Source organism: Candidatus Viadribacter manganicus (assembly GCF_001679665.1).
Classification (GTDB): domain Bacteria; phylum Pseudomonadota; class Alphaproteobacteria; order Caulobacterales; family Aquidulcibacteraceae; genus Vitreimonas; species Vitreimonas manganica.
On the sequence record NZ_CP013244.1, the window covers coordinates 1,194,831 to 1,219,696 of the forward strand.

The 24,866-nt window shown below is 61.7% G+C and carries 29 protein-coding genes, 1 other RNA gene and 1 pseudogene; 19 read left to right on the top strand and 12 right to left on the bottom strand.

Annotated features, from left to right (window positions below; all coding sequences use genetic code 11):
• The first annotated feature begins 18 nt into the window (after positions 1–18).
• Both ATE48_RS19975 and ATE48_RS06295 read left to right on the top strand, forming a co-directional pair.
• Positions 19–588, top strand: coding sequence for a hypothetical protein (locus ATE48_RS19975; RefSeq protein WP_066769042.1), 570 nt, complete (start codon positions 19–21; stop codon positions 586–588).
• Between the two features lie 89 nt (positions 589–677).
• A complete protein-coding gene (locus ATE48_RS06295; protein WP_156767629.1) occupies positions 678–899 on the top strand; it encodes a hypothetical protein in 222 nt (73 codons plus the stop codon).
• A gap of 11 nt (positions 900–910) precedes the next feature.
• On the opposite strand, the gene ATE48_RS06300 is transcribed toward ATE48_RS06295, so the two are convergent.
• The gene (locus tag ATE48_RS06300; RefSeq protein ID WP_066769048.1) at positions 911–1,657 is read right to left on the bottom strand and encodes a YebC/PmpR family DNA-binding transcriptional regulator; all 747 of its coding nucleotides are present in this window, start codon (positions 1,655–1,657) and stop codon (positions 911–913) included.
• Between the two features lie 109 nt (positions 1,658–1,766).
• Here ATE48_RS06300 and ATE48_RS06305 point away from each other — a divergent pair, with 109 nt between their 5' ends.
• Together ATE48_RS06305 and ATE48_RS06310 are read left to right on the top strand one after the other, a co-directional pair.
• Complete coding sequence (locus tag ATE48_RS06305) at positions 1,767–2,822, top strand: putative zinc-binding metallopeptidase (protein WP_066769050.1); 1,056 nt, start codon at positions 1,767–1,769, stop codon at positions 2,820–2,822.
• On the top strand, positions 2,819–3,916 hold the full coding sequence (locus tag ATE48_RS06310; protein WP_066769052.1) for a D-alanine--D-alanine ligase family protein: 1,098 nt from the start codon (positions 2,819–2,821) through the stop codon (positions 3,914–3,916). The genes ATE48_RS06305 and ATE48_RS06310 overlap by 4 nt, the downstream gene beginning before the upstream one ends.
• On the opposite strand, the gene ATE48_RS06315 is transcribed toward ATE48_RS06310, so the two are convergent.
• The 5 genes from ATE48_RS06315 to ATE48_RS19685 all read right to left on the bottom strand — a co-directional run bounded on the left by ATE48_RS06315 (position 3,917) and on the right by ATE48_RS19685 (position 6,086).
• On the bottom strand, positions 3,917–4,516 hold the full coding sequence (locus tag ATE48_RS06315; RefSeq protein WP_066769054.1) for a 5-formyltetrahydrofolate cyclo-ligase: 600 nt from the start codon (positions 4,514–4,516) through the stop codon (positions 3,917–3,919).
• A gap of 137 nt (positions 4,517–4,653) precedes the next feature.
• A non-coding RNA gene (gene ssrS, locus ATE48_RS06320) (6S RNA) lies at positions 4,654–4,813 on the bottom strand.
• Between the two features lie 42 nt (positions 4,814–4,855).
• On the bottom strand, positions 4,856–5,542 hold the full coding sequence (locus ATE48_RS06325) for a DUF805 domain-containing protein (RefSeq protein WP_066769056.1): 687 nt from the start codon (positions 5,540–5,542) through the stop codon (positions 4,856–4,858).
• Positions 5,543–5,604: 62 nt separating this feature from the next.
• Entirely contained in the window at positions 5,605–5,940 is a 336-nt protein-coding gene (gene zapA / locus ATE48_RS06330; protein WP_066769059.1) for a cell division protein ZapA, read from the bottom strand.
• Complete coding sequence (locus tag ATE48_RS19685; RefSeq protein ID WP_156767630.1) at positions 5,940–6,086, bottom strand: hypothetical protein; 147 nt, start codon at positions 6,084–6,086, stop codon at positions 5,940–5,942. Before ATE48_RS19685 ends, zapA begins: the two co-directional genes overlap by 1 nt.
• Positions 6,087–6,215: 129 nt before the next feature.
• Between ATE48_RS19685 and gap the strand changes: the two genes are divergently transcribed.
• The 12 genes from gap to ATE48_RS06390 all read left to right on the top strand — a co-directional run bounded on the left by gap (position 6,216) and on the right by ATE48_RS06390 (position 14,947).
• Positions 6,216–7,223 carry a type I glyceraldehyde-3-phosphate dehydrogenase gene (gene gap / locus ATE48_RS06335; RefSeq protein WP_066769061.1) on the top strand — a complete coding sequence of 336 codons (1,008 nt, stop codon included), beginning with the start codon at positions 6,216–6,218 and terminating at the stop codon, positions 7,221–7,223.
• 79 nt (positions 7,224–7,302) lie between these two features.
• Entirely contained in the window at positions 7,303–7,584 is a 282-nt protein-coding gene (locus ATE48_RS06340) for a hypothetical protein (RefSeq protein WP_066769064.1), read from the top strand.
• Positions 7,585–7,655: 71 nt separating this feature from the next.
• A complete protein-coding gene (locus tag ATE48_RS06345) occupies positions 7,656–7,934 on the top strand; it encodes a hypothetical protein (RefSeq protein ID WP_066769067.1) in 279 nt (92 codons plus the stop codon).
• Between the two features lie 3 nt (positions 7,935–7,937).
• Positions 7,938–8,444 (top strand): DUF1993 domain-containing protein, encoded by a 507-nt coding sequence (locus tag ATE48_RS06350; RefSeq protein ID WP_066769070.1) that lies wholly within the window; start codon positions 7,938–7,940, stop codon positions 8,442–8,444.
• A gap of 156 nt (positions 8,445–8,600) precedes the next feature.
• Entirely contained in the window at positions 8,601–8,735 is a 135-nt protein-coding gene (locus tag ATE48_RS20205) for a hypothetical protein (RefSeq protein WP_257756544.1), read from the top strand.
• Positions 8,716–9,903: a phosphoglycerate kinase gene (locus ATE48_RS06360; protein ID WP_066769075.1), complete on the top strand. Its 1,188-nt coding sequence runs from the start codon at positions 8,716–8,718 to the stop codon at positions 9,901–9,903. The genes ATE48_RS20205 and ATE48_RS06360 overlap by 20 nt, the downstream gene beginning before the upstream one ends.
• 11 nt (positions 9,904–9,914) lie before the next feature.
• Complete coding sequence (locus tag ATE48_RS06365) at positions 9,915–10,460, top strand: glutathione peroxidase (RefSeq protein ID WP_066769078.1); 546 nt, start codon at positions 9,915–9,917, stop codon at positions 10,458–10,460.
• 163 nt (positions 10,461–10,623) lie between these two features.
• Positions 10,624–11,646 carry a class I fructose-bisphosphate aldolase gene (locus tag ATE48_RS06370; protein WP_066769080.1) on the top strand — a complete coding sequence of 341 codons (1,023 nt, stop codon included), beginning with the start codon at positions 10,624–10,626 and terminating at the stop codon, positions 11,644–11,646.
• Positions 11,647–11,747: 101 nt separating this feature from the next.
• Positions 11,748–12,509, top strand: coding sequence for a DUF805 domain-containing protein (locus ATE48_RS06375; protein ID WP_066769082.1), 762 nt, complete (start codon positions 11,748–11,750; stop codon positions 12,507–12,509).
• A gap of 24 nt (positions 12,510–12,533) precedes the next feature.
• A complete protein-coding gene (gene thiE / locus ATE48_RS06380; RefSeq protein ID WP_066769083.1) occupies positions 12,534–13,163 on the top strand; it encodes a thiamine phosphate synthase in 630 nt (209 codons plus the stop codon).
• Between the two features lie 26 nt (positions 13,164–13,189).
• A complete protein-coding gene (locus ATE48_RS06385) occupies positions 13,190–13,657 on the top strand; it encodes a DUF1003 domain-containing protein (RefSeq protein ID WP_066769085.1) in 468 nt (155 codons plus the stop codon).
• A 48-nt stretch (positions 13,658–13,705) separates the two neighbouring features.
• Entirely contained in the window at positions 13,706–14,947 is a 1,242-nt protein-coding gene (locus ATE48_RS06390) for a cytochrome P450 (protein ID WP_066769088.1), read from the top strand.
• Here ATE48_RS06390 and ATE48_RS06395 read toward each other — a convergent pair.
• Together ATE48_RS06395 and ATE48_RS06400 are read right to left on the bottom strand one after the other, a co-directional pair.
• A complete protein-coding gene (locus tag ATE48_RS06395; protein ID WP_066769090.1) occupies positions 14,944–15,741 on the bottom strand; it encodes a toll/interleukin-1 receptor domain-containing protein in 798 nt (265 codons plus the stop codon). The genes ATE48_RS06390 and ATE48_RS06395 overlap by 4 nt on opposite strands.
• 3 nt (positions 15,742–15,744) lie before the next feature.
• Positions 15,745–17,688: an OPT family oligopeptide transporter gene (locus tag ATE48_RS06400; RefSeq protein ID WP_066769092.1), complete on the bottom strand. Its 1,944-nt coding sequence runs from the start codon at positions 17,686–17,688 to the stop codon at positions 15,745–15,747.
• Positions 17,689–17,868: 180 nt separating this feature from the next.
• Here ATE48_RS06400 and ATE48_RS06405 point away from each other — a divergent pair, with 180 nt between their 5' ends.
• The 3 genes from ATE48_RS06405 (at position 17,869) to ATE48_RS06415 (ending at position 20,755) form a co-directional block, all read left to right on the top strand.
• The gene (locus ATE48_RS06405) at positions 17,869–18,480 is read left to right on the top strand and encodes an ATP-dependent Clp protease proteolytic subunit (protein WP_066769095.1); all 612 of its coding nucleotides are present in this window, start codon (positions 17,869–17,871) and stop codon (positions 18,478–18,480) included.
• A 111-nt stretch (positions 18,481–18,591) separates the two neighbouring features.
• Entirely contained in the window at positions 18,592–19,467 is an 876-nt protein-coding gene (locus ATE48_RS06410) for a carbonic anhydrase (protein WP_083197191.1), read from the top strand.
• Between the two features lie 337 nt (positions 19,468–19,804).
• Positions 19,805–20,755, top strand: coding sequence for a cell wall hydrolase (locus ATE48_RS06415; protein WP_066769097.1), 951 nt, complete (start codon positions 19,805–19,807; stop codon positions 20,753–20,755).
• A 63-nt stretch (positions 20,756–20,818) separates the two neighbouring features.
• Here the strand turns inward: ATE48_RS06415 and ATE48_RS06420 are convergent, their stop codons facing one another.
• From ATE48_RS06420 to petA, 4 genes and pseudogenes are all read right to left on the bottom strand, one after another.
• Positions 20,819–21,739 (bottom strand): CPBP family intramembrane glutamic endopeptidase, encoded by a 921-nt coding sequence (locus ATE48_RS06420; RefSeq protein WP_066769099.1) that lies wholly within the window; start codon positions 21,737–21,739, stop codon positions 20,819–20,821.
• Between the two features lie 108 nt (positions 21,740–21,847).
• Entirely contained in the window at positions 21,848–22,690 is an 843-nt protein-coding gene (locus ATE48_RS06425; protein WP_066769102.1) for a cytochrome c1, read from the bottom strand.
• A 473-nt stretch (positions 22,691–23,163) separates the two neighbouring features.
• Positions 23,164–24,288: pseudogene (locus ATE48_RS06430) on the bottom strand (cytochrome b); the annotation flags it as partial.
• Between the two features lie 15 nt (positions 24,289–24,303).
• Positions 24,304–24,861 carry a ubiquinol-cytochrome c reductase iron-sulfur subunit gene (gene petA / locus ATE48_RS06435; RefSeq protein WP_066769105.1) on the bottom strand — a complete coding sequence of 186 codons (558 nt, stop codon included), beginning with the start codon at positions 24,859–24,861 and terminating at the stop codon, positions 24,304–24,306.
• Positions 24,862–24,866 lie beyond the last annotated feature (5 nt).

Genomic DNA, 24,866 nt, shown 5'->3' on the forward strand with positions numbered 1-24,866 from the left:
CGACTGAGGAAGGTTGATATGAAGACGTTTCTTGCAATGGCCCTCGCAGCGAGCGCGCTCGCGGCAGCTGCCCCCGCTTCCGCGCAAACCTGGCAAAGCATCAATCAGCGCCAAGCCAACATCGACGCGCGCATCGACGCGGGCGTACGCTCCGGCGATCTGACGCGAAACGAAGCGATGCGGTTGCGCGGTGAGTTCAACGATCTCGCACGCCTTGAAGCCCGCTATCGCTCAAGCAATGGTCTGTCATTGTCCGAGCGCCGTGATCTCGACGCACGCTTCGATCGCTTGAGCGCACAAGTGCGGTTTGAACGGAATGATCGCCAAGCGCGCAACTGGCGCCCGATCAACCAACGACAGCGCCAACTCGACAACCGCATCGATCGCGGCATTCGCAGCGGCGCGTTGGATCGCCGTGAAGCCTTGAGGCTCCGCGCCGAATTCAGCGAGATCGCAAGCCTCGAGCAGCGCTATCGTCGCAACGGTCTCTCTTACGTGGAACGTCGCGATCTTGATCGCCGCTTCGACCGCCTCGATGCACGCCTCGAGGCATCGCTGTCGGATTGGGACCGCCGCCGTCGCGGCTAAGCAATAAGTAACGCAAAATGGCGCCGCCGGTGTGAAAGCATCGGCGGCGTTGCCTTATCATGGCCGCGTTGTTTGCTTTGAGTGCGCCCATGAGCCGCCAGCAGACGACACGCTTGCGAGAAAGCCGCGCCGCACTTCGCCCCGGCGCGAAGATCATCGACGCGCAGTACGAAGTCATCGGCAAGCGTACGGTGTGGTCGAGGATTATGACGGCGTGCACAGCCGTATTGTGGGCGGCAGCCATTGGCTTTGCCGCACCTCAGGTTTGGAGCTTCGCCACGCAAGTCGGCGTGTTCTTCGCCGAGCGCTGAGGCGCCGCGCTCTACTGCGCCAGGCGCGCCATCTCTTCTTCGCTGATGTCCTCGTTTGAGTAGACATCCTGCACGTCATCGAGATCATCGAGCAGATCGATGAGCTTCAGCAGCGTCTCGGCGTTGTCACCTTCGATCGGGATCGCAATGTCCGTGCGCCAGACGAACTTGGCGCTGGCGGGATCGCCGAACTTCTTGACCAGCCCTTGCGACACCGGCGCGAGCGCATTCATCTCGCAGGTCACGACGTGTTGTTCGCCCTCGACCGTGCAATCGTCAGCGCCCGCCTCGATCGCAGCTTCCAGCATCGCGTCTTCGCTGGCCGCCGCGATCGGGTAGCGAACTTCGCCAATCTTGCGCCAAGAATTCGATACCGAATTGGATTCACCCAGATTGCCGCCGTTCTTCGCGAATGCGGCGCGGACTTCACCGGCCGTGCGGTTCTTATTGTCGGTAAGGCACTCGACGATGACGCCGATGCCGCCGGGCCCAAAGCCCTCATAACGGATCTCGTCCAAGCTCTCGGCGCCGGCGCCGCCGCCCTTATCGATGGCGCGCTGGATATTGTCCTTGGGCATGTTCACGGCGCGGCCCGAGGCCATGGCACGGAAAAGGCGCGGATTGGCGTTCGGATCGGTGCCGCCGAGCTTCACCGCCGCCTGAATCTCACGGGCGATCTTGGTGAACATCTGGGCGCGTTTCTTATCCTGTCCGCCCTTGCGGTGCTGGATGTTCGCGAATTTTGAATGGCCTGCCATGGGCGGGGTGTCTAGCGGGGCAACCCCTCCGGCTCAAGCCGCCACGGACACCGGAAAAAGTTTGCGGATGGGGTTTCGCTCGGCCCCGTGATCGTAGAAGCAGGGCCCCATGAGCAAAGCGCGGCGCAGGACCAGGCGCGGAGAATCCGCGCGCTGGACCACTCTCCCAGAAGACGAACTTCTGGAGATCCCCTTAAAGGAGCTGAAGGTCCGCCTGGAAGGCACTTGGCTGGCCGATTGCCTCAAGACGCTGAACAACGAGCTGCGCAAGCGCGGGCTGCTGGTGAAGGTCCACAGCTGGCTGTCCGACGAGTGGTTTAGCCCGCCCGAAACGCCTGGCATCGCCATCCCATTTTATCTCGCCCACCCTCGCCTCAAGCGCCTTGAGCGCAAAATGATGTTTGAGGTGGAAGGCGGTACGCGGCGCGAGTGCATGCAATTGCTGCGGCACGAGGCGGGGCACGTCATCGAGTACGCATTCGGGCTGCATAAGCGCAAACGCTTCCAGCGCTTGTTCGGCCGCGCGAGCGAACCCTACCCCGATCATTACCGCCCCGATCCGAGCAGCAAGAAGCACGTGCAGCACTTGCGGCGCTGGTACGCGCAATGCCATCCGGACGAAGATTTCGCAGAGACGTTCGCTGTATGGCTGACGCCGCGTTCGGGCTGGAAGAAGCGCTACGCCCAGTGGCCAAGGGCGCTGGAGAAACTCGAATACATCGACGAAGTGATGACCGAGATCGCCGGCGCCAAACCGCTGGAGCAAAATCGTTCCGAAATCGATCCAATATCAAAGCTCAAAGGCACGCTCGGCGATCATTACGCAGCCAAGCGCAAACGCTACGCTATCGAAACGCCCACAGTTTTCGATCGAGAACTCCGAAAGATGTTTCCTGAGGACCCTCGAAAGATGAACGCGCCGCAAGCAAGTTCAATCATTCGTAAGAATCGAGCGCGGATTATCCGCGCTGTGGCGAAAGGGACGGGCGAGTTTCCACTCGCGCTTAATGCGGCGATCGATGACATGATCACTCGCTGCAAAGCGCTGAAACTGCGTTCTCCTCGTGCGGAACAAACGGTGCGGGCTGAAATAACGGCGATGCTAAGTTCGAAAGCGATTCACTCGCACTACCTGACCACCCGGCGCCACTGGTTCGCCGTATGAAGAGCTTGCGCGTCCTTGTTATTTGCCGGCCGGATCAATTGCCGCCGGACTCACTTGAGGGCCTCAGCGAAAAAGAAATCTACGCGTGCAAGACGGAGTGGGATGTCTTCACCACGCTGCGCGCGAATGGCCATGAAGTCCAAGGCCTCGGCCTGCAATTCGATCTCACGCCGTTGCGTGACGCCGTCGATGATTTCAAGCCGGACATCGTCTTCAATCTGCTCGATCAATTTCACGGCGATACGCTTTACTGCCAGCACGTCGCCAGCTTCCTTGAGCTTTTGAAAGTCCCCTACACGGGCTGCGGCCCGCGCGGACAAATGCTCTCGCAGGGCAAGGACCTCTCCAAGAAGCTGATGAAGTATCACAACATCCCGACGCCTGCTTTCGTCGTGGTGCCGATCGGACGCAAGGCCAAGCGGCCGAAGCGGCTGAAATTCCCGCTCATTGTAAAGAGCGTCACCGAAGATGCCTCAGCGGGCATCTCGCAGAACTCCGTCGTCGAAACCGATGAACGTCTCGAAGATCGCGTCGCCTTCATCCATGACCGGCTCGGCACGCCGGCGATCGTTGAGCAATATATCGATGGGCGCGAAATCTATGTTGGCGTGCTCGGCAATGACCGCCTGACGGCTTTGCCGATCTGGGAATTGAAGTTCACGGCGCTGGCGCCAGGCGCGCTGCCAATCGCTACCGAACACGTGAAGCACAATGTCGAGTATCAAAAAAAGCGCGGCGTCATCGATGGCCTCGCCGACGATCTGACGCCAACGCTCACCAACAAAATTCGCGACATGGTCAAGCGCTGCTGCCGTGTGCTTGAGATTGACGGTTACGCGCGCATCGATCTCAGGCTCGATGCAAAGGGCACGCCCTATTTCATCGAAGCAAATCCGAACCCGGAAATCGCATCAAGCGAAGAGCTGGCGCAATCGGCGCTGCACGACGGGATCACCTATTCCGAGCTCCTGAACCGCATTCTGCAACTTGGGCTGCAGCGCGCCGGCAAGGAGATCGTCTATGTCGAGCGGCCCAGCTTGCGCCCCCAGCGCCGCGCAATGATGGTGGCTGACGCAGGCATCGCGCGCGAATAACTAAGCCCCGCTACGTCCACGCAAACCCTCACCGCGTCCACAGCGGATCGCTTCCTTCGGCGTGATGATCCAATCCAAATGCGCATCGTGCGGGCCGGTGGGCACAACGCCCATCTCCTGCTCCGCATACGCGACACCCACCGCCACAGCGCCGTGCGCGCGATAAAGCGAGATGATCCGATCGTAGTGGCCGCCGCCTTGGCCGAGACGCCGGCCGGCGCGATCGAACGCCAAAAGCGGCACCAAAAACAGGCGCGGCGAAAGATCGGCGCCGGTTGCCGGCGGCGACGGCACGCCAAACGCATCCGCCGTCAGAATTTCATTGCCGCGCCACGCGAGAAAGCGCGCCGGGCCATTGCGCCCTTCCATACGCGGCAACGCAACCGTGCAACCGGCCTTCGCAAGCGCTGCAAGCAAAGGCCGGCAGTCGATCTCGCCGCCCACAGGCCAATAGCCCGCGGCGGGCGAGAGCTTGGCCAGCTCAAGCGGGAAGTTCTCGATAAGCTTAAGCGGCGCGTCGCGCGGCTCAACCGCGTTGCGCTCAGCGCGCATCAACATGCGGGCGTCGGCCTTCTCAGCTTCAAGATCGGTGGAAGTCATCTTGCCGGGCGCTTTGCTCCCCCGCATGCGCAGGAGCTGTCAGCGAAGCTGAGTAAGGGGGCGACACTGCCCCCTTTGTCTCGCGCTTCGCGCGATCCACTTGCCCCGTGAGCGGGGGAAGTAAACAAAAATGGTTGGGCGGAACCACATGCGCCGTAAGGATTGCTCATCCTCTCGAACCCTAACAAGTTAGGTGGGCGCCAGGTGCTGCAGACCACAGTCCGCGACAGAGCCAGCTCCCGAGAGAGATGATACGGTCCCTGGGATGAAAGCGCCTCTCGAACGCCGCAGAAACCGCCCGTCCTGAATCTAGTGCGGAGCGCGCCGGTTCTCAAGCAATCAGTCAAGAGGTTTTGGGTACGGGCCGTGCTTATTCACGCGCCGCTCTGACGGGATCAGCGACATGATCAGCAGAATGAAGCTGCCAAGATATGGGATCAACGACAGGAAAATGAACCAGCCGGTCAGTCCAATATCGTGCAGGCGGCGGATGGTGACAGTGATGCCGGCGGGAATGAAAACGACAACCGCGATGATCATGCCAAGCGCGAGCATGCCGCTCGACAGGTTGCTGGCGTCATAGCTGGCGCCGTCATAATCGTAGCCGTTAACACCGGCGATCATCGCAAAGGCGAAGATCGCGCCCATCACAATGATGAGCTGAAAAAGCACGAAGCTCCAATATTCCTTACGTCGGGCGCGGCCTTCGCCACTGAACGATTTGGCCATCGCCTTTGCGAAATAACCCCAAAGGCCCAAATCCTCGTTGGTGGTCTCTAGATCGCCAAGGGCGGTGTTGTAGGCGCTGGCGGCGCCAGCATTCGTCGCCGGCTGCGGGCCTGGATTGTCGATGATGTAGACTTTGGCGGCGCTCTGGCCTTCGGCGACGAAATCAACGCGCATGCCCTGTCGAAGCGGACGCAATTGCTGCAGGTCCGCGCGGCGGAACTCGTAGCGAGCGCCATCGTCGCCGCTGATCAGACCTGAGCCCAAGCCGTCATCGTAGTGCAGAATTTGTCCGCGCATCGCTCCCCCCCCCGGAACTTCGACGCGATAGTCATCGCCGCTCCGCGCGCGGCGCGCAACCTCTAGGCGCGGCCTTGCGCAACGCGTAACGCGCTGACACGGCCACGATCGGGCGTATCCGGCGGCTCCTGCGAGTGGGCCCCCAGCTGCGCCTCGACCAACATGTCAGTCAGCCGCTCGATTTCGCAGCGCGCACGCGCCAGCGCCGCGCTGGTCGCCTGCGCTTCATCGATCAGGCCGAGCGATGTCAGCACGAGCCGGCGCAGAGCGCTGGCGTCGCCACTGAACCCACGCAGGCGCGTGTCGAGCGCTCTGGCGAGATCCTCCAACCGGCGATGATCGCAATCGGCGCACTCAATGGCGTAGTCTTCGTCGAGGATTTTGACCGTGGCTTGCATCAGCGAAGCGCCTCCTTGGCGGCTGCGTTCAGAGCTTTGACCGGCGCGGCGAGCGCTGCCGCCGACGCGTCTGCATCGGCGCTTTCGGTGGCGTCGAGCGCGGCTTCCACCGCGTCCAGCGCCTCGGAGAGGGAATCGCTCGCCATTGCGACGAATTGTTACGTCCGTGATCGATTCGATGGAAGGCTGAGTTGCTGTTGCGGGCGTGGACGCAAGGGCGCTTTGCAGTTAATCGGAAGCCACCAAATTCAACTGTTTTCCCGGGAGTGAGATCTATGAGCGTGAAGGTTGCCATCAACGGGTTCGGACGCATCGGCCGGAACGTTCTGCGCGCGATCTATGAATCGGGCCGCACGGACATCGAAGTCGTTGCGATCAACGATCTTGGCCCAGTGGCGACGAACGCTCACCTCCTCCGCTTCGACAGCGTCCACGGCCGTTTCCCGGGCGAAGTGAAGTCAGGTGAGGATTGGATCGACATCGGCCGCGGCAAGATCAAAGTGACGGCGATAAAGAACCCGGCCGAGCTGCCGCACAAGGATCTCGGCGTCGACATCGCGCTTGAGTGCACCGGCATCTTCACCGCGCGCGACAAGGCCGCACTTCACCTCGAAGGCGGCGCCAAGCGCGTGATCGTTTCGGCGCCGGCTGACGGCGCCGACTACACAATTGTCTACGGCGTGAACCATCAGGGCCTCACCAAAGATCACGTCGTGATTTCGAACGCCTCGTGCACGACCAATTGCCTCGCCCCAGTTGTGAAGGTTCTCCATGATGCGATCGGCATCGATCACGGCATGATGACGACGATCCACTCCTACACCGGCGACCAGCCAACCTTGGACACGCTGCACAAGGATCTCTATCGCGGCCGCGCTGCCGCGCTGAACATGATCCCGACCTCAACCGGCGCTGCGAAAGCCATCGGCCTCGTGATCCCGGACCTGAAGGGCAAGCTCGACGGCATCTCGATCCGCGTGCCGACGCCGAACGTCTCCGTCGTCGACTTCAAGTTCGTGGCGAAGAAGGCAACGACGAAGGACGAGATCAACGCCGCCATCAAGGCCGCGTCAGAAGGCGCGCTGAAGGGCATCCTCGGCTACACCGACGCGCCGAACGTCTCGATGGACTTCAACCACGATGCGCACTCATCGATCTTCCACAACGATCAAACCAAGGTGATGGAGGGCAAGTTCTGCTCGATCCTCAGCTGGTACGACAACGAGTGGGGCTTCTCGAACCGCATGGCCGACACCGCCGTCGCGATGAGCAAGCTGATCTGATGGCGGCGCCCATCCCCTTCTCCCTCGCGGAGAAGGGGGCGGTGGATGAGGGGGCCAGACGCGCGGGCCCTGTTCTCGAATGAAATTCCGCCTGCCCCACCTCACGCCGGTCGCCAAAGCGCAGCTTTGGGGCATGGGCGTTGGCTTGGGCACTGCGTTGCTGGCGGTTGAGCACACGCAGGTCGGCTATCGCATCTTCTTGGTCGGCGCTGCCGGCGCCTGGGTTGCCAGTGAATATTTCCTGGCGCGGCGCCTTGTCGGCTCGGACTGGAAAACGCTCGCTGTGGCGATCCTCAGCGGCGTCTCGTTTCCGTGGATCGGTTTCATCATCGCCTTCGGCTTGAACGCCATCGCGCCGTAAGGCGCACGGGAACTACGCCGCACGGTTGTGAGCAAGAGCGTTAACGCAGCGCACGTGCGCAAGTCGCGCCCATGCGCGCGCGGCGTCATTACCACTCGCTGACCAATGCAGTGTCGGAGCTCGTCTTCGCGCTCGCAGCATTCGCCTGCGGCCTTTTTGACGCTCCCGTATGGCTAACGGCACTAGCCGCAGTCAGCATGCTGGCTTATTGGACCGGAACGCGAAATTCGGTGCTCAACCGATTGCGCGGCGCGACGTGGGCGACGGTTATGACCCTCGGTTTCGTCGTCATTATCGCCATACAGGTCGGCGCCTATTGGCTCGGCCTCGTCGCCGGGGGAATCATCTAAAACATGACGAAGCTTTCGATGCACGCCGTGAGCGCGCCCGTATTCGTGCGCATGCTCAAGAATTTGTCGTCGATCCTGACGAGCGCTGAGAAGCAAGCGAAGGCCAAAGGCTACGATCCGACGGTTCTGCTGAACGCGCGCCTGGCGCCGGACATGTTTCCACTGACCCGCCAAATCCAAATCGCAACCGATCACGCCAAGGGCTGCGTTGCGCGCCTCGCCGGCAAACAGATCGAAGCGATCGAAGATACCGAGACAACGTTCGCGGAACTGCAAGCGCGCATCGCCAAAGTTCTAGCGATGGTCGAGAGCTATCAGCCCGAACAATTCGAGGGTGCTGAGAACCGCGAGATCACGATCAAAATCCCGAACATGGAATTGAAGTTCTCGGGTCTCGATTACGTGAACCAGTGGGCGATGCCGAACTTCTATTTCCACTGCGTGACGGCCTACGACATCCTGCGCGCCAACGGCATCGATCTTGGCAAGAAAGACTTCCTGATCGGCTGATCGGTGCAAAGACGGCCCCATATCGGTTCCGCCGGATCTGACCTCGCGTTCGCGCTCTTGGCGTTAATCGCGGGTTGGGCCGGGCTAGCGCTCACCTTTCCGGCGCTCGTGCTCTTATGCGCGCTGGCCTCGTGGGGCTGGACGCGGCGGCGGCCCTTGGCGGCATTGCCCCTCAATCAAAGGCTGATCCAGGGCGCAATTTCTGTGACGATGATTGCGGTGGTGGTGGCCCTCGCCTATTGGATCGGCCTCGGACTTGGAGGACATGCGCGTGAGCTTTCGCCGGATTGAAGATGCACCGAATGGCGCAAACGCGCTCGTCCGGGTCGATTTCAATGTTCCCATGGCCGATGGCAAGGTCAGCGACGATACGCGCCTGCGCGCCGCCGTGCCGACGATCAAAGCGCTCACCGACAAACAATGCATCGTGATGCTGGTGGCGCACTTCGATAGGCCCAAAGGCGTGCGCCGCTATCCTGAAATGTCGCTCGAAAAAATCGTCGAGCCGCTGAGCGTCATGCTGGGACAGCCAGTGCGGTTCGTTGAGGATTGCATCGGCGAGCCGGTTCGCAAAGCGCTCGACGCAGCGAGCAAGGGCGACGTGTTGCTGCTCGAAAACGTCCGCTTCCACGCCGGCGAAGAAGCAAACGACGCGAGCTTTGCAAAAGAGCTCGCCGCCCACGCCGAGATTTTCGTCAACGACGCCTTCTCGGCCGCGCACCGCGCGCACGCCAGCACTGAAGGCGTGACACAATTTCTGAAGTCCTATGCCGGCAAGCAAATGGAACGTGAGCTTGATGCGCTAGAAGCGGCGCTCGGCACGCCCAAACGTCCGGTGCTCGGCATCGTCGGCGGCGCAAAGGTCTCGACCAAGCTCGAACTGCTGCAAAACTTGATCAACAAGCTCGACAAGCTCGCTATCGGCGGCGGCATGGCCAACACCTTCCTCTACGCGCAAGGCGTCGAGATCGGCGGTTCACTTGCCGAAAAAGACATGGCGGACACCGCGCGCGAAATTCTCGCCGCCGCCAAGGGCAAGTGCGAAATCCTGCTGCCGCTCGATGTCGTGGTCGCGAAAGAAGTGAAGCCGCACGCGCAAGCGCGCATCACCGGCCTTGACGACATCGGCGCCGACGAAAAAATCTTGGACGCCGGCGAAAAGACCGTGCGCAAACTGCGCGACGCGATGAAACATTCGCACACCTTGATCTGGAACGGCCCGCTCGGCGTCTTCGAAGTGCCGCCGTTTGACCAAGCGACGGTGATTGCCGCCCAAGAAGCGGCCGAACTCGCCAAGAGCGGCAAGCTGGTCGCGGTTGCTGGCGGCGGCGACACGGTCGCTGCGCTCAACCACGCAGGTGTCAGCGAAGATTTTACATTCGTAAGCACGGCCGGTGGCGCGTTTCTCGAATGGATGGAAGGCAAACCACTGCCAGGTGTTGAGGCGCTCAAGCGCTAGGAGAAATAATCATGACGTCACTGCAAGACATTCAACTGAAGCGCATCGACGGCGGCGTCGACACCCTCGCCGCGCACAAGGGCAAGGTGCTCTTGATCGTCAACGTCGCGTCAAAATGCGGACTGACGCCGCAATATGCTGGACTTGAGAAGCTCTACGAAGATAAGCGCGCTTCGGGCCTCGAAGTGCTGGGCTTCCCGGCCAACAACTTCCTCGGCCAAGAACCGGGCAGCGATGCCGAGATCGCCGATTTCTGCGCTTCGACCTTCGCTGTGCAGTTTCCGATGTTCTCGAAAGTCTCGGTTGCCGGCGCCGATCAGCACCCGCTCTACGCGGCTTTGATTGCCGCGCAGCCTGCGGCCACTGGGGAAGGCCCGTTCCGCGAACGCCTTGCAAGCAAGAACCTCGCGAGCAACGCGCCGGACATCCTCTGGAACTTCGAGAAGTTCGTGATCGGCCGCAACGGCGCCGTCGTCGCCCGCTTCTCACCGGATGTCGGCGCGGACGATCCGCGCCTGGTTTCGGTGCTGGAAGCAGAGTTGGCGAAAGCGGCCTAAGACCCCCCGCATCGTTAAGAGAAAATCGCGGAAAATCCGGTCCATCACGGACCGGATAACTGCCCTGCTGCGATACTTTTTCCCCATGCCCCTGCCCGACGTGGCGTTTTTGCGGAGCCTGGGTTAGACACCCCGCCATCCAATCAAATGACGGGGCGGAGCAGTGAATCTCGAGGCATTGAACAAAGTCGCGGACGCCATGGTGCAGCCGGGCAAGGGTATCCTGGCGGCCGACGAATCCACGGGCACGATGGGCAAGCGGATGGAAGCGATCGGCGTGGAAAACTCCGCCGACAACCGCCGCGCCTATCGCGAAATGATGTTCAGCGCCAAGGACGCGATGGCGTACGTCTCCGGCGTCATCCTCTATGATGAGACCATCTGGCAGGACGCTGCCGACGGCACGCCGTTGGTCAAGAAGATCACCGACGCCGGCTCCATTCCTGGCATCAAGGTCGATGAAGGCACGCGCGCGCTCCACGGCGCAAAGCCGGGTGAGCTGATCACGACTGGCCTTGATGGTCTCTCAAAGCGCTTGCCGAAATATCACGAACGTGGCGCACGCTTCGCCAAGTGGCGCGCGGTTATCGATCCGACCAACATCTCGCACGCCGGCGTGCTCGCAAACGCCCATGCGCTCGCGCGTTACGCCAACCTCTGCCAAGAGTTCGACATCGTTCCGATCGTCGAGCCGGAAGTGCTGATGGATGGCGATAACGACATCGACACCACCTACGCGGTGACCGAGTGGGTGCTGAAGGAGACCTTCCAGCAGCTCTATTTCATGAACGTGAAGCTCGAAGGCATCGTGCTGAAGCCGAACATGATCGTGCCGGGCAAGAAAGCCGCCAAGCAAGCCAGCGTCGATGAAGTTGCGCAGAAAACGATCAAGTGCCTGATGGCGTGCGTGCCGGCCGCCGTGCCGGGCATCGCTTATCTATCAGGCGGACAGTCAGATGAACTTGCGACGGCGCACCTGTCGCGCATGAACGAGATCGGCGGCTTCCCGTGGCAAATGACCTTCAGCTACGGCCGCGCGCTGCAAGCTGCGCCGCAAAAAGCCTGGAGCGGCAAGGCCGAGAACATCGCCGCGGGCCAAGCCGCGTTCCTCCACCGCGCCCGCATGAACGGTCTCGCGAGCCAAGGAAAGTGGAACGAAATCCTTGAGCGTCAGCACGCAGCGTAAACGCCAAAGCGTCCGCGCTTAACTACGAATGCTCCAAATCTAGCCGGGATGTTAAGGCATCCCGGCTATTTTCTTGACCAAGTACGCGGGAGTGGCGGCTCGTGAATTTGGTTTCTTTCCTGTTTGGATTCAGCGGGCGCATCAATCGCACGCAATACTGGCTCGGCTGCATGTGCGCCGGCGTCGGCGGCGCAGTGCTATTTTTCATGCTCGCCCTGCTGACGATGCCAAACATTGGCGCACCGAAAACCAGCGCAGACGCCATCCAAATTCTGCCGTCGATGGCGCTCACGTTCGCCATCCCGCTCATCCTTATGGGCTGGGTGGGCTCAGCACTGCAGACAAAGCGCTTCCATGATCGGGGCCGCGGCGGGCTATGGGCGCTGGCGCCCTTCCTGCCGATGACGATGATCGTGACCACCGTTGTCAGCGGCGCCGCAACCGGCGCCAGCCTCGATCAAGTGATGTCGTCAGCGGCGATGTGGTTGCTGCTCCTGCAATTGGTGAACCTCTTCATGTTCGTCGATCTTGGCTGCATGCCCGGCAAGCCAGGCCCCAACAGGTTCGGCAATCCGCCCGGCGGCGGCTTGGGCGCCGGCGCGCCCATCAACAGCCCTTCGCCTCAGTCTGCGCAGGCGAAGGCAACGCCATCCATTCCAGGCATGGCGTCGGCGCAGCCAACGCCTGGCGCCACCTCAACTTGGACAGGCGCCGAAAGCGCCATCGAACGCGCTATTGCAGCGCAAGGCAAACCGGCGCCGGCGCCGGCTCTCAAAGCGCCCGCAGCGCGCAGCGGCTTACAGCCAGCCGCGGGCCTGCGCCTCGCAACCTCCAGCACGTTCGGCCGCAAGGTGACGCAATAGGTCCCTCGCGCTAAGACGCGCCACATGCGTTGTCGCCTCTATCTCATCACGCCGCCAAAGCTCGACCTCGAGCCGTTCGCGCATGCGCTTGAAGATGCACTGAGCGGCGGCGACGTCGCGTGCGTGCAGCTGCGCTTGAAGGATGTCGCTGACAGCGAAATCCTGCGCATCGGCGCGGCGCTCAAACCGATCGTCCAAGCAGCGGACGCCGCCCTCATCATCAATGATCGCCCTGATCTTGCAGTGCGCCTCGACGCCGATGGCGTGCACGTCGGCCAAGGCGACGCTTCGTATGCGCAAGCGCGCCGTCTCATGGGCAAAGACCGCATCGTCGGCGTTACCTGCCACAACTCGCGCGATCTGGGGTACGAGGCGGCGGAAGCCGGCGCCGATTACGTCGCGTTCGGCGCGTTCTATCCAACCGACACTAAGGCGCCCTCGCATTGGGCTGAGGCGGAGATCTTGAGCATCTGGCAAGAGACAATGGAAACACCCTGCGTCGCCATTGGCGGCATTACGGTCGAGAACGGCGAAGCCCTCGTCCAAGCGGGCGCCGATTTTCTCGCCGTGTCAGCCGGTGTCTGGGCTCACCCGCAAGGTCCGCGCGCGGCGGTGGCGGCATTCAACGTTCTGTTTGATCGCGCCAAGGCGTAAGCTTGAGGCGCTAACAGGAGCGCCCGATGACCAATGCCCAAGACAAGCTCACCGCCCTTCGCGCAGAAGCGCGCAAGCGCCAGGAGCCGGACGCCCCTCTTGCGCCGCGAACCTGGGGCGAACGCGCGGCCGATGCGGTCGCCAGCGTCGTCGGCTCATGGCGCTTCATCACGATCCAGAGCGCGCTGCTGATCGCGTGGATCGCCTTCAACGCGATCAGCTCCAGCCGCGTCGATCCCTACCCGTTCATCCTGTTGAATTTGCTGCTATCGTTTCAAGCCGCTTACACAGCGCCCATCATCATGATGAGCCAGAACCGGCAATCGGACATCGACCGCCGCCGCAACGTCGAAGACTTCGACATCAATCGCAAAGCCGAACTTGAGATCGAAACGCTGCACGAAAAGATCGATCTGCTGCGCGAGCGTGAGATCGCCGCCCTCACGTCTGCGGTCGAACGGCTGACGCGACTTTTGGAAGAAAGGCGCAGCTGACGCCCAGGTAAACTTGCAGGCCGCCTACGACAAGCGCAGGCTCCCATTATGGCGGACCAAAACCCACCCCCACCGATCCTGCAGCTTACGCCGCTCAATCCGGATTTCCGCGACGATCCGCACGCGATCTACCGTCGCTTGCGCGAGTCTCATCCAGTCTATCGTGACGAGATGGCGGGCTCCAACATCGTCACGCGCTACAAGATCGCGCGCGAAACGCTGAACGATCGCACAATGTTGCGAGGGCCAGATAAGGTCGATCCGCCCGGCCCCTTCACTCAGCGTTTGGTCGAAACCTTCGAACGCGATCCCCAAACCGGCGAGCCGCGCACCAATTCCATCCTCTTGATGGACGAGCCACACCACTCGCGTGTGCGTCCGCCAATCGCCAAGGCGCTCTATGCGCGCGCCGCCAAGTGCAAGCCACTCGTCGATGAAATCATCGATGAGAAGTTTGGCGCCGTTGAACCCAAAGGCGGCTTCGATCTTTTGAGCGAGTTCGCCATTCCACTCCCCATCGACGTCATCGGGGCCATTCTCGGCGTTGACGTCGAGCGACGGGCGGAATTCCGCGATTGGTCCGAAGGCGTCATCCAGGTGCTGAACCCGTTTCGGACGCCCGAGCAGACTGCGTATTTGGAGCGCGCCGGCGAAGCGATCCGCAACTATTTCGAAGCGCAGATCGCGGAACGGCGCGCAAACCCACAAGATGATCTCATCACCGATGTGGTGCGGTTGCAGGCGGCAGGCGCGGAACTGAAGGACGCCGAGATCGTCTCAAACCTCATCGGGCTACTGGTTGGCGGCAATCTCACCACCAGCGATCTCATAGGCAACGGCGTCTATGCGTTGCTCACTCACCCAAACGAACTCGCAAAACTTAAGGCAGATCCCTCGATTGTCGCGCAGGTCGTCGAAGAGGTGCTGCGCTATGACGGCCCGGTGGACATCACCGCGCGCGTGACGCCGCGCGACATGGAAATCGGCGGCTGCCCGATGAAGGCGCGCCAATCGGTGATCACATTGCTGCGCTCGGCCAATCACGATCCGGATGTGTTCGAAAATCCGGACGTGTTCGACGCCTCGCGCAAACCGGGCCCGCACATCGCATTTGGCGGCGGCTCGCACATTTGCATCGGCGCGCCACTGGCGCGCATCGAAGCGCAAGCTGCACTGTTAAAGCTGTTTCAGCGATTTCCAAACCTGCGCTTGGCGCGCCCGAACGAAAAGCCCGAAAGGCGCACACTGCCCTTCTTCAACGGCATCCAGCGGCTCGACGTCCTGATCTAAACGTCTTGGCTCCAATTGGAGGCGCGCACCGCCGCGAGGTGGCGCTCAAACACCAGCTTTTCCAGATCGTCGCCATCGCCCGGCAAAAATGCGTGCTTCTGCCAATAGCCACGTCCAGGACGACCCGTATCTTTGCTCACGACAAGCACATCGAGCGGCGGCTCGCGCCGGCGGCGGCATTGCTCCGCGATCGCATCGAGCGCGCCCCAAAGCGAGTGCTGATCGAATTCACCGATATGAAGCTCTTCCTCCGCCGCGGCGGCGCGAAGCGCTTCTTCCGCTTCCTTGTACGTGAACGGATCGCCGCCGCTCAGCGCGCGCTCAACCAGCAAAGCGCGGATGAGATCGACCATCGCTTCCTTCTGACCGCCGGCGCGCAAGCGCCCATTGCGGGCAAGGTTTTTCTTGCCGATCAACAAACCAAGTCGCAGCAGCACCTTTTGAACTTCAGGGTGATCGGGTGAACCGTCCCATTGTGTGAGGTCGGCCGATTGCAATGCATCAAACGGCGGGATCAGCGCGCAAGGGTGGATCGTGACGGGCACGAGAATGCCGCGCTCCAACCCGATCGTCGCCTCACGGATCACCCAATGCGACGACACCGCCGCAAAACTCCAGCACACAATCACGGCGCGCGCCTTCTCGATCTGCTCGAGAATGCGCGCCTCCCACTCCATGGCGACTTCGATACCGGCGTCGAACCAAACCGGCGCGTCGAGATCAAGTAGCAGTGTGTAGAGAGCCTCAACGCGAGCTTTGTCCTCGCGTTTGTATGAAATGAAGATGTCACTCATGCGTTATTTGGCGCGCGACTGGCGCGATACCCATGCGTAGCTGATGAACAGCAACAGCCCAAACAACACCGCGCCCACCCAGCGCGAGGTTGCCGCGAAATCTAGCCCCACAACAGCGATGGGCGATGCATTACCTGTCGCGACGATCAGCCCGGCGTTCAAAATTCCAAGCAGGCTCTCGCCAACGATGAGGCCAGACGCGAGCAGAATGCCGAACCGCTTGGCCATCTCGGCGTTCTCGCGCTTGGAGACCGCGCGGTCATAAAGCCAGCCAATAATCGCCCCAACGATAACGGGCTGCGTCGTATCCATCGGCAGATACATGCCGATGCCAACCGCGAGTGGTGGGATGCGCATGGTCTTGCAGAAACCGAGGATCTCATCGAAGAAGCAAAGCGCAAGGCCTATCGCGGCGCCAATGCCGATGAGGTCCCAGCGTAGCTCAGCGTTCAGAACGCCGCGCGCGAGCGTCGAGATAAGTGTGGCTTGCGGCGCGCCGAGCGGATCAGCGGCGATAGCGTCTCGGTTCGGATCGCCGGGAAAACCGTAGGCGTGATTCAGCAGATCAAGCACCGGCCCGATCACCAGGGCGCCGGCGAGGACGCCAACGATAAGCGCAATTTGCTGACGCCAGGGCGAAGCGCCCACCAACTGGCCGGTTTTCAAATCCTGCAAATTGTCGTTCGAAATCGTCGCGATCGAAAACACCATGGCGACGGCGAAAAGCGCAAAAGCGACGAGTGCATCGGTCGCCCCCGCTCCCAGCACCGGCTGCGCGAATGCAGCCAACAGCAACGAACCGATCACGATCGAAAGAATGCCTATGCCCGACACAGGACTGTTCGAGGCGCCAATCAATCCGGCCATATAGCCGGCGACGGTCGCGATGAACGCGCCAACGATCACCGTGAACGCAACACCGCCTAATACAAGCGGCCACGTATAGGGCTGCAACGTCGGCGCGCCTTGAATGAACAAGAAGAGCAAAGCGCCGATCGCAACGAGGCAAACTAGACTCAAAAGCGCAATCGTGCCGATCGGCATATCGCGATCCTCGTGCGCGCCGGTCTTCGCGGCCGAGCCCGCCTTCATCGTATCCGCGATACCCTTCGCGACCGGACCAACGAGCTTTACCAGGCTCCAAATTGCAGCGACGCCGATGGCGCCGGCCCCGATGAACCGCACTTCGCTGCGGAAAATCGTCTCAGCGATTTCGGTGATGTCCCCTGGCATGCCGGCGGTCAGATAGGGCATCAACACCGCCCAGGAGATCAACAGGCCGAGCAACATCGCAATGCCGACTGAAATCCCAACCAAGTGTCCCGCGCCAACAAGGGCGAGTGAAAAGCCAACGGTGACGCCGCTCACGCCGGAGCCGGCGCGGAAGAAGGTCGCGACCGTTGCCGCCGCCAGACCCATAAAGCTTACTATCTGCGCGCCGGCGGCAACGAGTGCGCCGTAAAGCACTATGAGCGGGCCCTTGGTGCGTTCGAGAATGTTGTGCGGCGCTTCATCACCGGTCGCGCCAACTTTCAAGACTTCGGCAGCCGCGACACCTTCGGGAAACGGCAATGGCGAGTTCACGACCAGCGCACGGCGTAGCGGAATTGAGAATAGCACGCCCAGCGTGCCGCCGAGTGCGCAGATCAGAAACGTCGTGAGAAAGTCGAACCCGCGCCACCAGCCGATCATGACGAGGCCGGGCAGAACGAAGATGATCGCCGAGAGCGTGCCGCCTGCTGAGGCAACGGTCTGGACGATGTTGTTCTCGCGAATGGTTCCGGTGTTGAAGAGCCGGAAGATGCCCATCGAGATGACCGCCGCCGGGATCGAGGAGGCAATAGTGATGCCGACGCGCAGCCCCAGATAGACATTTGCGGCGGTGAACACGATCGCGATCACAGCGCCCAAAAGCAGCGCGCGCAGGCTTAGTTCTTTATCCAGCATGGGTCTTCCCCTTTGAACGCCTTATAGCCGGGCGCGCGTCCGCCAAGAGGATATCGCGACGGACGGCAGGCGCCTGTGGAAAAACCCTAGTTTTCCTTGCCTTTAACCGCGCGCATAGACGGGCCTAGGAAAACTTGGCGAACTTGCCTACCTGTTCGGGCAATGACAGGAGCCCATTCCATGATCGGTTCGATCACCCGCCTCGACGACGAAGACAAAGAAAAGACCCCGGCGGACGGCCGCAACGCCCCAGACGTGATCGAAAAGGCGCTGTTTGAAGCGCGCGTCGTGATGCTGACGGGCGAAGTAAACGACATCCAGGCGCGCCGCATCACCGAGCGCTTGTTCGCCCTCTCCTCGCAAAACGCCGACCCGATCACATTCGTGATCTCATCGCCCGGTGGTCACGTTGAAAGCGGCGACATGATCCATGACGTGATCAGGTTCATCAACGCACCGGTGCGCATGCTGGGCACGGGCTGGGTCGCGAGCGCTGGCGCGCTGATCTATTGCGCTGCTGAACGTGAAAATCGCTATTGCCTGCCGAACACGCGCTTCCTGCTGCACGAACCGCGCGGCGGCGTCGGCGGCATGGCCTCAGACGTTGAGATTCAAGCGCGCGAAATCTTGCGCATGCGCGAACGTCTGAACCAGATCTTCGCCAACGCCACGGGCCAGCCTGCTGACAAGATCAAGCGCGACGTCGATCGCGATTATTGGATGCTGGCCGAAGAGGCAAAAGCCTACGGCCTCGTAGGCAAAATCGTGAAGAGCCAGAACGACATTCGTTAAGCGCAAAAACGCAGCAGGGTAACCGGACTTTAAGCGCGTTCGTGTATCCATCAAACCTTGTCGCAAGACTTCTTAAGAAGCGCGCGACCGGGGTTGGTGGAGAATTTCCTAATGCGCTTGGGATCAGCGGCGTCTGCGCTCGCTCTGTTACTGGCTGCCTGCGGCGCAGGCAATGGAAGCGCTCACCAGGAAGAAGCGGTTCACGAAGCGCACGCCCCTGAAGCGGGACATGGCGAAACGGCCGCGAGCGGCCATGGCGTCTCGCTCGGACCGGCCGAGGCTCATGGCGCCACGGCCGCGCGCCAAACCGCCTCGCACCAAGGCGCCGCACACTGGGCCTACAACAATCAGCGCGCCTGGGCTGGCGTCAGCGGTCTGTGCGGCCGCGGCCAAGAGCAATCACCAATCAATCTCTCAAGCGCCGCGCCCATGGCGGAAGTACCAGATCTCACACCGCGCTACCTGCCGATCGATGGCGGGTTCGTGAACAACGGCCACACGCTACAATTCAATCCAGCGCAAAGCGCGGCAACCCTCGCCATTGGCCACGACAACTACGCCTTTGCGCAATTTCACTTTCACGCACCAGCCGAACACATGCTTGATCACCGCGCGTATCCGGCAGAACTGCACTTCGTGCACCGCAACGAAGCAGGACAGCTCGCCGTCGTCGGCGTGTTCATCGAGGAAGGCGCTCCAAACAGTGCGCTGGCGGCCCTGCTCTCGCACGCGCCGCGCGAACATGGCGATGAGTTTGCCGAGCATTTGAGCGTCAATCTGATGGCGTTGCTGCCGCCAGACCGCACCTATTTTGCTTATGCGGGCTCGCTGACGACGCCGCCGTGCAGCGAGGGCGTGCGCTGGAATGTGTTACGCACGCCGATTACGGCATCGCCCGAGCAGATCGCCGCTCTGCGCGAAGCGTTGGGCTCGAGCTCGCGCCATACCCAACCCGTCAACGCGCGCACGGTGCTGCTGGGCAGCTGACATCGGCACACGCCAAAGCGTTGACGCCCGGCGACGGGCCCACCATTTCGTACGCGAACTCACCAAGCACTCAGCCAGCAAACTTCGCCTCACGCAGGTATCGTGAACCGGCGTTAATGGAACAATGCTTGTCAGCCTATGTCGAAGGTGCGGTCCTGACAGAATAGCAAGGAAATGCCGGCTGTTTTGACTGTATTCGTCCTTTGCGCGCCGCATTCTCGCCTTGTGAGTAAGTAGAACGCCTCTTGTGTCCGCACGTGCTGCGAGCGGGTCCACACCACCTTATTTCATTCAACCACGGCGCGTCCGGCGCGCCGCGTGCTGTAGAGAGACCAAGATGGCCGCTCGTTGGATCGGACTGACGCGTTCGAACAAGAAGAACTCCCGCGCACGCGCTAAGGCGCACACGATGAAGCAGTCCCTGCACGCGCTTGGCGCGGGCGGCGTTCTCGTTCTCGCCGCAGCGATGAACTTTGCGCTCTACCCAGACGCACTCGCCGAAGTCATATCTGGCGAACGGCCGATCATCGGATTCGTTCCAGCCGAACCTGCAGGAAACACGCTCTCCACCGCGACGCCCACGGTGCTGAACGAAAACGAAGTTCGTTTGCTCGCCGCCACCGTCTGGGGCGAAGCGCGCAGCGAAGGCGAAGACGGCATGCGCGCCGTCGCGCACGTGATGGTCAACCGCATTGGGCCGCGCTTCGGCGAAGACCTCGCCACGGTGATTCTCTCACCCAAACAATTCTCCGTTTGGAACCGCGGCGATCCAAACCGCCGCACCGTGATCAACCTTGCGCGCGATCCTTCGAGCATCGCCACAGATCCACAATGGCTGGTGGCAGATCAAGTCGCGCGCGAAGTTTTGAGCGGCGCTTCCGTCGATCCAACCGGCGGCGCGCTCTTCTATCACACACGCGCCGTGCGCCCGCGCTGGGCGCGCATCGGCCAAGGCCGCCAAGTGATTGGCCAACACATCTTCTACGTCGACGTGCCCGATCCGGGCGTGCGCGACACGCCGCGCCTGATCGATGTGGCTCAGTATCTAGGACAAGCCATCTCCGGCAACGAACCGCGCACCACGCAGGCATCGTCTCGCCGAGGCCCCCGCGCTGGCCGCGTCAACGGCGTCATCCAGTACGCGCCTGTTGGCGCCGGTGGCCAACCGTTGCCAAGCGAAACCACGGCCCAAGCCGTCGATGTCAATGCTGCAGCAACACCAACGATCAGCGGCGGCCCGGTCGCGACGCCCGACACGATTGCACCAATAGGCGCAAGCGCGCCCTAGGCAGCCAGACGCGATGAATTTTCTACGAAAGGCGCGGCGAAAGCTGCGCCTTTTGCCTTTACGTCATCTCCAAGTCTCTACGAATTCGGCCAAGTTCGGCAGCCAATCGACAAGACCATGTAACACAATGACCAGCAGCAAAGACTTTGTGCGCGCGTAGATCAAGCCGAACGTCAGCCCAATCGGCGAAAGCACCGCGATCGTGTGTGCGATCACCTGCAACGGATCCGTACTCCAGCCATCGACGCTGGGGCCCCCGCGCATGAAGAGGCCGGGCGCATGAGCCAACCCGAAGAGCACGGAGGTGACGATCACACCGGCCCAAGCAGAGTTGAACCACGACGTCAGGCGCGTTTGCAGCACGGCGCGAAACAAGAATTCCTCGGTCACGCCAGCTTCAAGCGTCATCCACAAATAGCCGAGCGGCAGCGCCCAGATCATCGTCCCGGGCGTCGGCGGGATTTCGGATATTTGCTGCAAGCTTGGCGTAATGAGGCAAACGATCGCGAAGATGATGGCGCCGAGCACTATCAAGGTGCGCCAAAATTTCCTGCCACTAAGTCCAAGCTGCGTAATCGGCCCGAGTCTGGCGCCAAGCATCAAAAGCAACACCGCCGGCAAAACAACATGCACAGCCAGCTTAAGCGCAAGCACTAGGCCTTCCTGCTCTGGCCCGGCTGGAAAGGCGCCGCGCGCCCATGTCATGGCAAAGCCAAGAAACAGCACGGCGTAGAGCGCCAGATAGAGCACGACAGCGAAGCTCTCGAGACTTGGGCGCTTCACTTCGATGCGCGGCGCATCAGCTCCGCGCGTCAGCAGCCAAGCCGCGCCGCTGAGCCCAAGCCCAAATATGGCCATGACGAAGACCCCGGTCGTCCAATCGCCGCCCGAGGTGTAAAGATAGGCGACCGAGCCGCCCCAAAGCATGACATAAGCAAGCGCAGCGATGATCGCCGCGCCCTTGCCCCCATTCGCCGCAGACATGATCCGAGTTCTCCTGTCGTTGGCCAGGAGATGCCGGCAGAGGTGGTTGCGGATGCAAAAACGCCGGCCCTGGGGGCCGGCGTTTCCGTTCAGATCTTCTTTGAGGCCTTAGTGGCTCTCGCCGCGCCAGACTTGCTTGTAGGCGAGGTAGAAAAGCCCAGCGAGCGCCATCAGGAACGCCAGCACCACGATGCCTAGGCGCTTGCGTTGCTCCATGTGCGGATCGGCTGACCATTGCAGGAAGGTCGCAACGTCGGTCGCGTACTGCTCGACCGTCGTCGGCGAGCCGTCCGTGTACGGCACCGCGCCTTCCTGCAACGGCGCAGCCATGGCGAGCCAACCACCCGGGAAGTACGGGTTGTGGTTGAGCGTGCCGTTGACCTGGCCGTCATAGCCCATCAGCAGCGAGCGCACATAACGGGCGCCGCCGTGGCGGGCCGAGGTGATCACCGAAAGATCCGGCGGCGCTGCGCCGCCATTGGAAGCGGCGGCCGCGATCGCGTTCGGAAACGGACGACGGAAGTGGTCAGAGATGCGGCCGGGACGATCGGCTGGTTGGCCGGAGTTCGGATCAATGTCCGTGATCGTCACCGCAGAGGCGATGGCGCGAACGTACGGGTTGTCCGTCACTTCGACGAACGTGCCGCCATGCTCAGGACGACCAACGTGCGGCTCCATCGCGCCGGTCTCATGGTTGCGAACCATGTAGAGCGCGAACGGGCCGCCCTCCTCACCGAGGTGGCGATAGGCCAGGTGGTCCATCGAGTGGCAGTTCGAGCAGACTTGCTGGTAGACCTGAAAGCCGCGTTGCACGGCCGCCATGTCGTAAGACCCAACCGGGCTCTCGAACGAGAACGGGTACTCTTCTGGATGCTCGCCTTGGACCGCGGCCCAAGCCACGCCACAGCCAGCTACGATCAGCGCCGCAGCGGCGGAAATTGCGCGCAACATTAGGATGCTCCCTGCGCTTTGCCGCCAGTGACGGGCTTCGCGATTGTATCCGGCACGCGCTCTGGCCGCTCACGCAGGCCCAGGATCGGCAGGATCACGAGGAAGAAGAGGAAATAGTAGAGCGTCAGAACTTGCGCGAAGTTCGTAACGGTGAAGGCCGGCGGGACGTGACGCTCAACGTTGTAGAACGGCGCCGCCTGGCCAACTTCTTCCTTCACTTCGGTGATGTGCTCTTCAACGATATCCGCCGTTTCACCATCGACCGTGCGCGTTTGCGCCGAGCCGCCGGTGACAGTGCGGAGCGTGCCGGTGGCGGCGCCCGTGCGGGTAACCGCCGTCATCGCCGCGCCTTCAGAACGCGCCTGAGCTTCGGCGGCGTCAGCCGTCGCTTGCCAGTTGGCGGCGCCATCGGCTTGGATCGGCGTTTCAGAAACCTGGCCACCTTCGACCCAGGTCAGCGTGGCCGAGAACGGACCAGCCTTCAGCAGAATGTTGCCGGGGTTTTGACCACCGCACCAACCCAGCGCGAAGCAGACGACCGCGAAGATCACAAAGAACTGACGCGCGATCGGGCGATAGCGCATCGAGCGGACGCGTGAGGTATCGAGCCACGGCAGCACGAACAGCACGCCGATGGAGGCGAACATTGCGAGCACGCCAGCCAGCTTCGAGTCGATCGGGCCGATGTTGAAGTCGAACGCACGCAGGATCGCGTAGAACGGCAGCAGGTACCATTCAGGGACGATTTCCGGTGGCGTCTTCAGCGGATCAGCCGGGATGAAGTTGTCGGCATGGCCGAGCGCGTCCGGCATGTAGAACACGAACACCGCGAACAGGATCACAAATAGCGTCGTCGCGAAGAGGTCCTTGATGGTGGCGTGCGGCGTGAACGGCACCGTGTCGGCCTTCGATTTCACATCAACGCCAACCGGGTTGTTCTGCCCCGCTTCGTGCAGCGCCCAAACGTGCAGACCGACAACGCCAGCGATCACGAACGGCAGCAGGTAGTGGAGCGAGAAGAAGCGGTTGATCGTCGGTTGATCGACCGAGAAGCCGCCCATCAGCCAATTCTTGATGCTCTCGCCGATCAACGGCAGCGCGCCCAAGAGGTTGGTGATGACCGTCGCCCCCCAGAACGACATCTGACCCCATGGCAGCGTGTAGCCAAGAAAGCCGGTGGCGACCATCAGCAGATAAATCACGCAGCCCAGGATCCAGAGCAACTCGCGCGGTGCTTTGTATGAGCCGTAATAAAGCCCGCGGAACATGTGAATGTAGACCGCAAGGAAGAACATCGAAGCGCCGACGGCGTGAATGTTCTGAATGAGCCAGCCAAACGGCACGTCGCGTTCAAGGCGCTGCACCGAAGCAAACGCCATGTTGATGTGCGGCGTGTAGTGCATCGCCAGCACGATGCCGGTGACGATCTGCACCACGAGGCAGAGCGACAGCATCGCGCCGAACGTCCACCAGTAGTTGAGATTGCGCGGCGTCGGGTAAGCGACGAAGCTGTCGTGGGCCAGGCGGATGATCGGCAAGCGACGATCAAGCCAGCGAGTGATGCCGGATTTCGGCTCGTATGTGGAAGGTCCGCTCACTTAGCGCTCCAAACTTTAGCCGATACGAATGGCGGTCGGGCCGGTGAAAAGATACGGCGCGACGTGAAGATTTTTCGGCGCCGGGCCACGGCGAATGCGGCCGGACGTGTCGTAGTCCGAACCGTGGCACGGGCAGAACCAACCACCGAACTGAGAGCCTTCGACGAACGTCGGCACGCAACCCAAGTGCGTGCAGCTCGCTTGCAGCACCAGCCATTCGGGGCGGCCTGCTTCGCCGTTCTCTTGCTTTAGACGATCCGCATCGGACTGCGGGTCCTTCAGGTTGGCGAAATCGTCGCGCTGCGCGGCGGCGATCTCAACCGGCGTTCGGTGACGCACGAACACCGGCTTGCCTTGCCACAGGACTTTCACCTGCTGGCCTTCCGGCACAGCTGAAAGATCGACTTCCGTGGTCGACATCGCGCGGGTGTCGGCGGCCGGATTCATTTGGTCGATGAAGGGCCAGATCGTCGCCGCGACGCCAACGGTCGCGACCGCGGCGCCTGCGATGTAAATGAAGTCGCGACGAGTGGTTTCACCATCGTGCGCGCTTGTTGCTGCTGCTTCAGCCACTGCCT

Coding starts and splice junctions, on each gene's coding strand:
- ATE48_RS06395 (WP_066769090.1), bottom strand. CDS start 15,741: ATGAGTGACATCTTCATTTCATACAAACGCGAGGACAAAGCTCGCGTT.
- gap (WP_066769061.1), top strand. CDS start 6,216: ATGAGCGTGAAGGTTGCCATCAACGGGTTCGGACGCATCGGCCGGAAC.
- ATE48_RS06295 (WP_156767629.1), top strand. CDS start 678: ATGAGCCGCCAGCAGACGACACGCTTGCGAGAAAGCCGCGCCGCACTT.
- ATE48_RS06400 (WP_066769092.1), bottom strand. CDS start 17,688: ATGCTGGATAAAGAACTAAGCCTGCGCGCGCTGCTTTTGGGCGCTGTG.
- ATE48_RS06340 (WP_066769064.1), top strand. CDS start 7,303: ATGAAATTCCGCCTGCCCCACCTCACGCCGGTCGCCAAAGCGCAGCTT.
- ATE48_RS06365 (WP_066769078.1), top strand. CDS start 9,915: ATGACGTCACTGCAAGACATTCAACTGAAGCGCATCGACGGCGGCGTC.
- ATE48_RS06315 (WP_066769054.1), bottom strand. CDS start 4,516: ATGACTTCCACCGATCTTGAAGCTGAGAAGGCCGACGCCCGCATGTTG.
- ATE48_RS06305 (WP_066769050.1), top strand. CDS start 1,767: ATGAGCAAAGCGCGGCGCAGGACCAGGCGCGGAGAATCCGCGCGCTGG.
- thiE (WP_066769083.1), top strand. CDS start 12,534: ATGCGTTGTCGCCTCTATCTCATCACGCCGCCAAAGCTCGACCTCGAG.
- ATE48_RS06385 (WP_066769085.1), top strand. CDS start 13,190: ATGACCAATGCCCAAGACAAGCTCACCGCCCTTCGCGCAGAAGCGCGC.
- ATE48_RS06405 (WP_066769095.1), top strand. CDS start 17,869: ATGATCGGTTCGATCACCCGCCTCGACGACGAAGACAAAGAAAAGACC.
- ATE48_RS06415 (WP_066769097.1), top strand. CDS start 19,805: ATGGCCGCTCGTTGGATCGGACTGACGCGTTCGAACAAGAAGAACTCC.
- ATE48_RS06390 (WP_066769088.1), top strand. CDS start 13,706: ATGGCGGACCAAAACCCACCCCCACCGATCCTGCAGCTTACGCCGCTC.
- ATE48_RS19685 (WP_156767630.1), bottom strand. CDS start 6,086: ATGGCGAGCGATTCCCTCTCCGAGGCGCTGGACGCGGTGGAAGCCGCG.
- ATE48_RS06350 (WP_066769070.1), top strand. CDS start 7,938: ATGACGAAGCTTTCGATGCACGCCGTGAGCGCGCCCGTATTCGTGCGC.
- ATE48_RS06410 (WP_083197191.1), top strand. CDS start 18,592: ATGCGCTTGGGATCAGCGGCGTCTGCGCTCGCTCTGTTACTGGCTGCC.
- zapA (WP_066769059.1), bottom strand. CDS start 5,940: ATGCAAGCCACGGTCAAAATCCTCGACGAAGACTACGCCATTGAGTGC.
- ATE48_RS06420 (WP_066769099.1), bottom strand. CDS start 21,739: ATGTCTGCGGCGAATGGGGGCAAGGGCGCGGCGATCATCGCTGCGCTT.
- ATE48_RS06300 (WP_066769048.1), bottom strand. CDS start 1,657: ATGGCAGGCCATTCAAAATTCGCGAACATCCAGCACCGCAAGGGCGGA.
- ATE48_RS06325 (WP_066769056.1), bottom strand. CDS start 5,542: ATGCGCGGACAAATTCTGCACTACGATGACGGCTTGGGCTCAGGTCTG.
- ATE48_RS06345 (WP_066769067.1), top strand. CDS start 7,656: ATGCGCGCGCGGCGTCATTACCACTCGCTGACCAATGCAGTGTCGGAG.
- ATE48_RS19975 (WP_066769042.1), top strand. CDS start 19: ATGAAGACGTTTCTTGCAATGGCCCTCGCAGCGAGCGCGCTCGCGGCA.
- ATE48_RS06425 (WP_066769102.1), bottom strand. CDS start 22,690: ATGTTGCGCGCAATTTCCGCCGCTGCGGCGCTGATCGTAGCTGGCTGT.
- ATE48_RS06310 (WP_066769052.1), top strand. CDS start 2,819: ATGAAGAGCTTGCGCGTCCTTGTTATTTGCCGGCCGGATCAATTGCCG.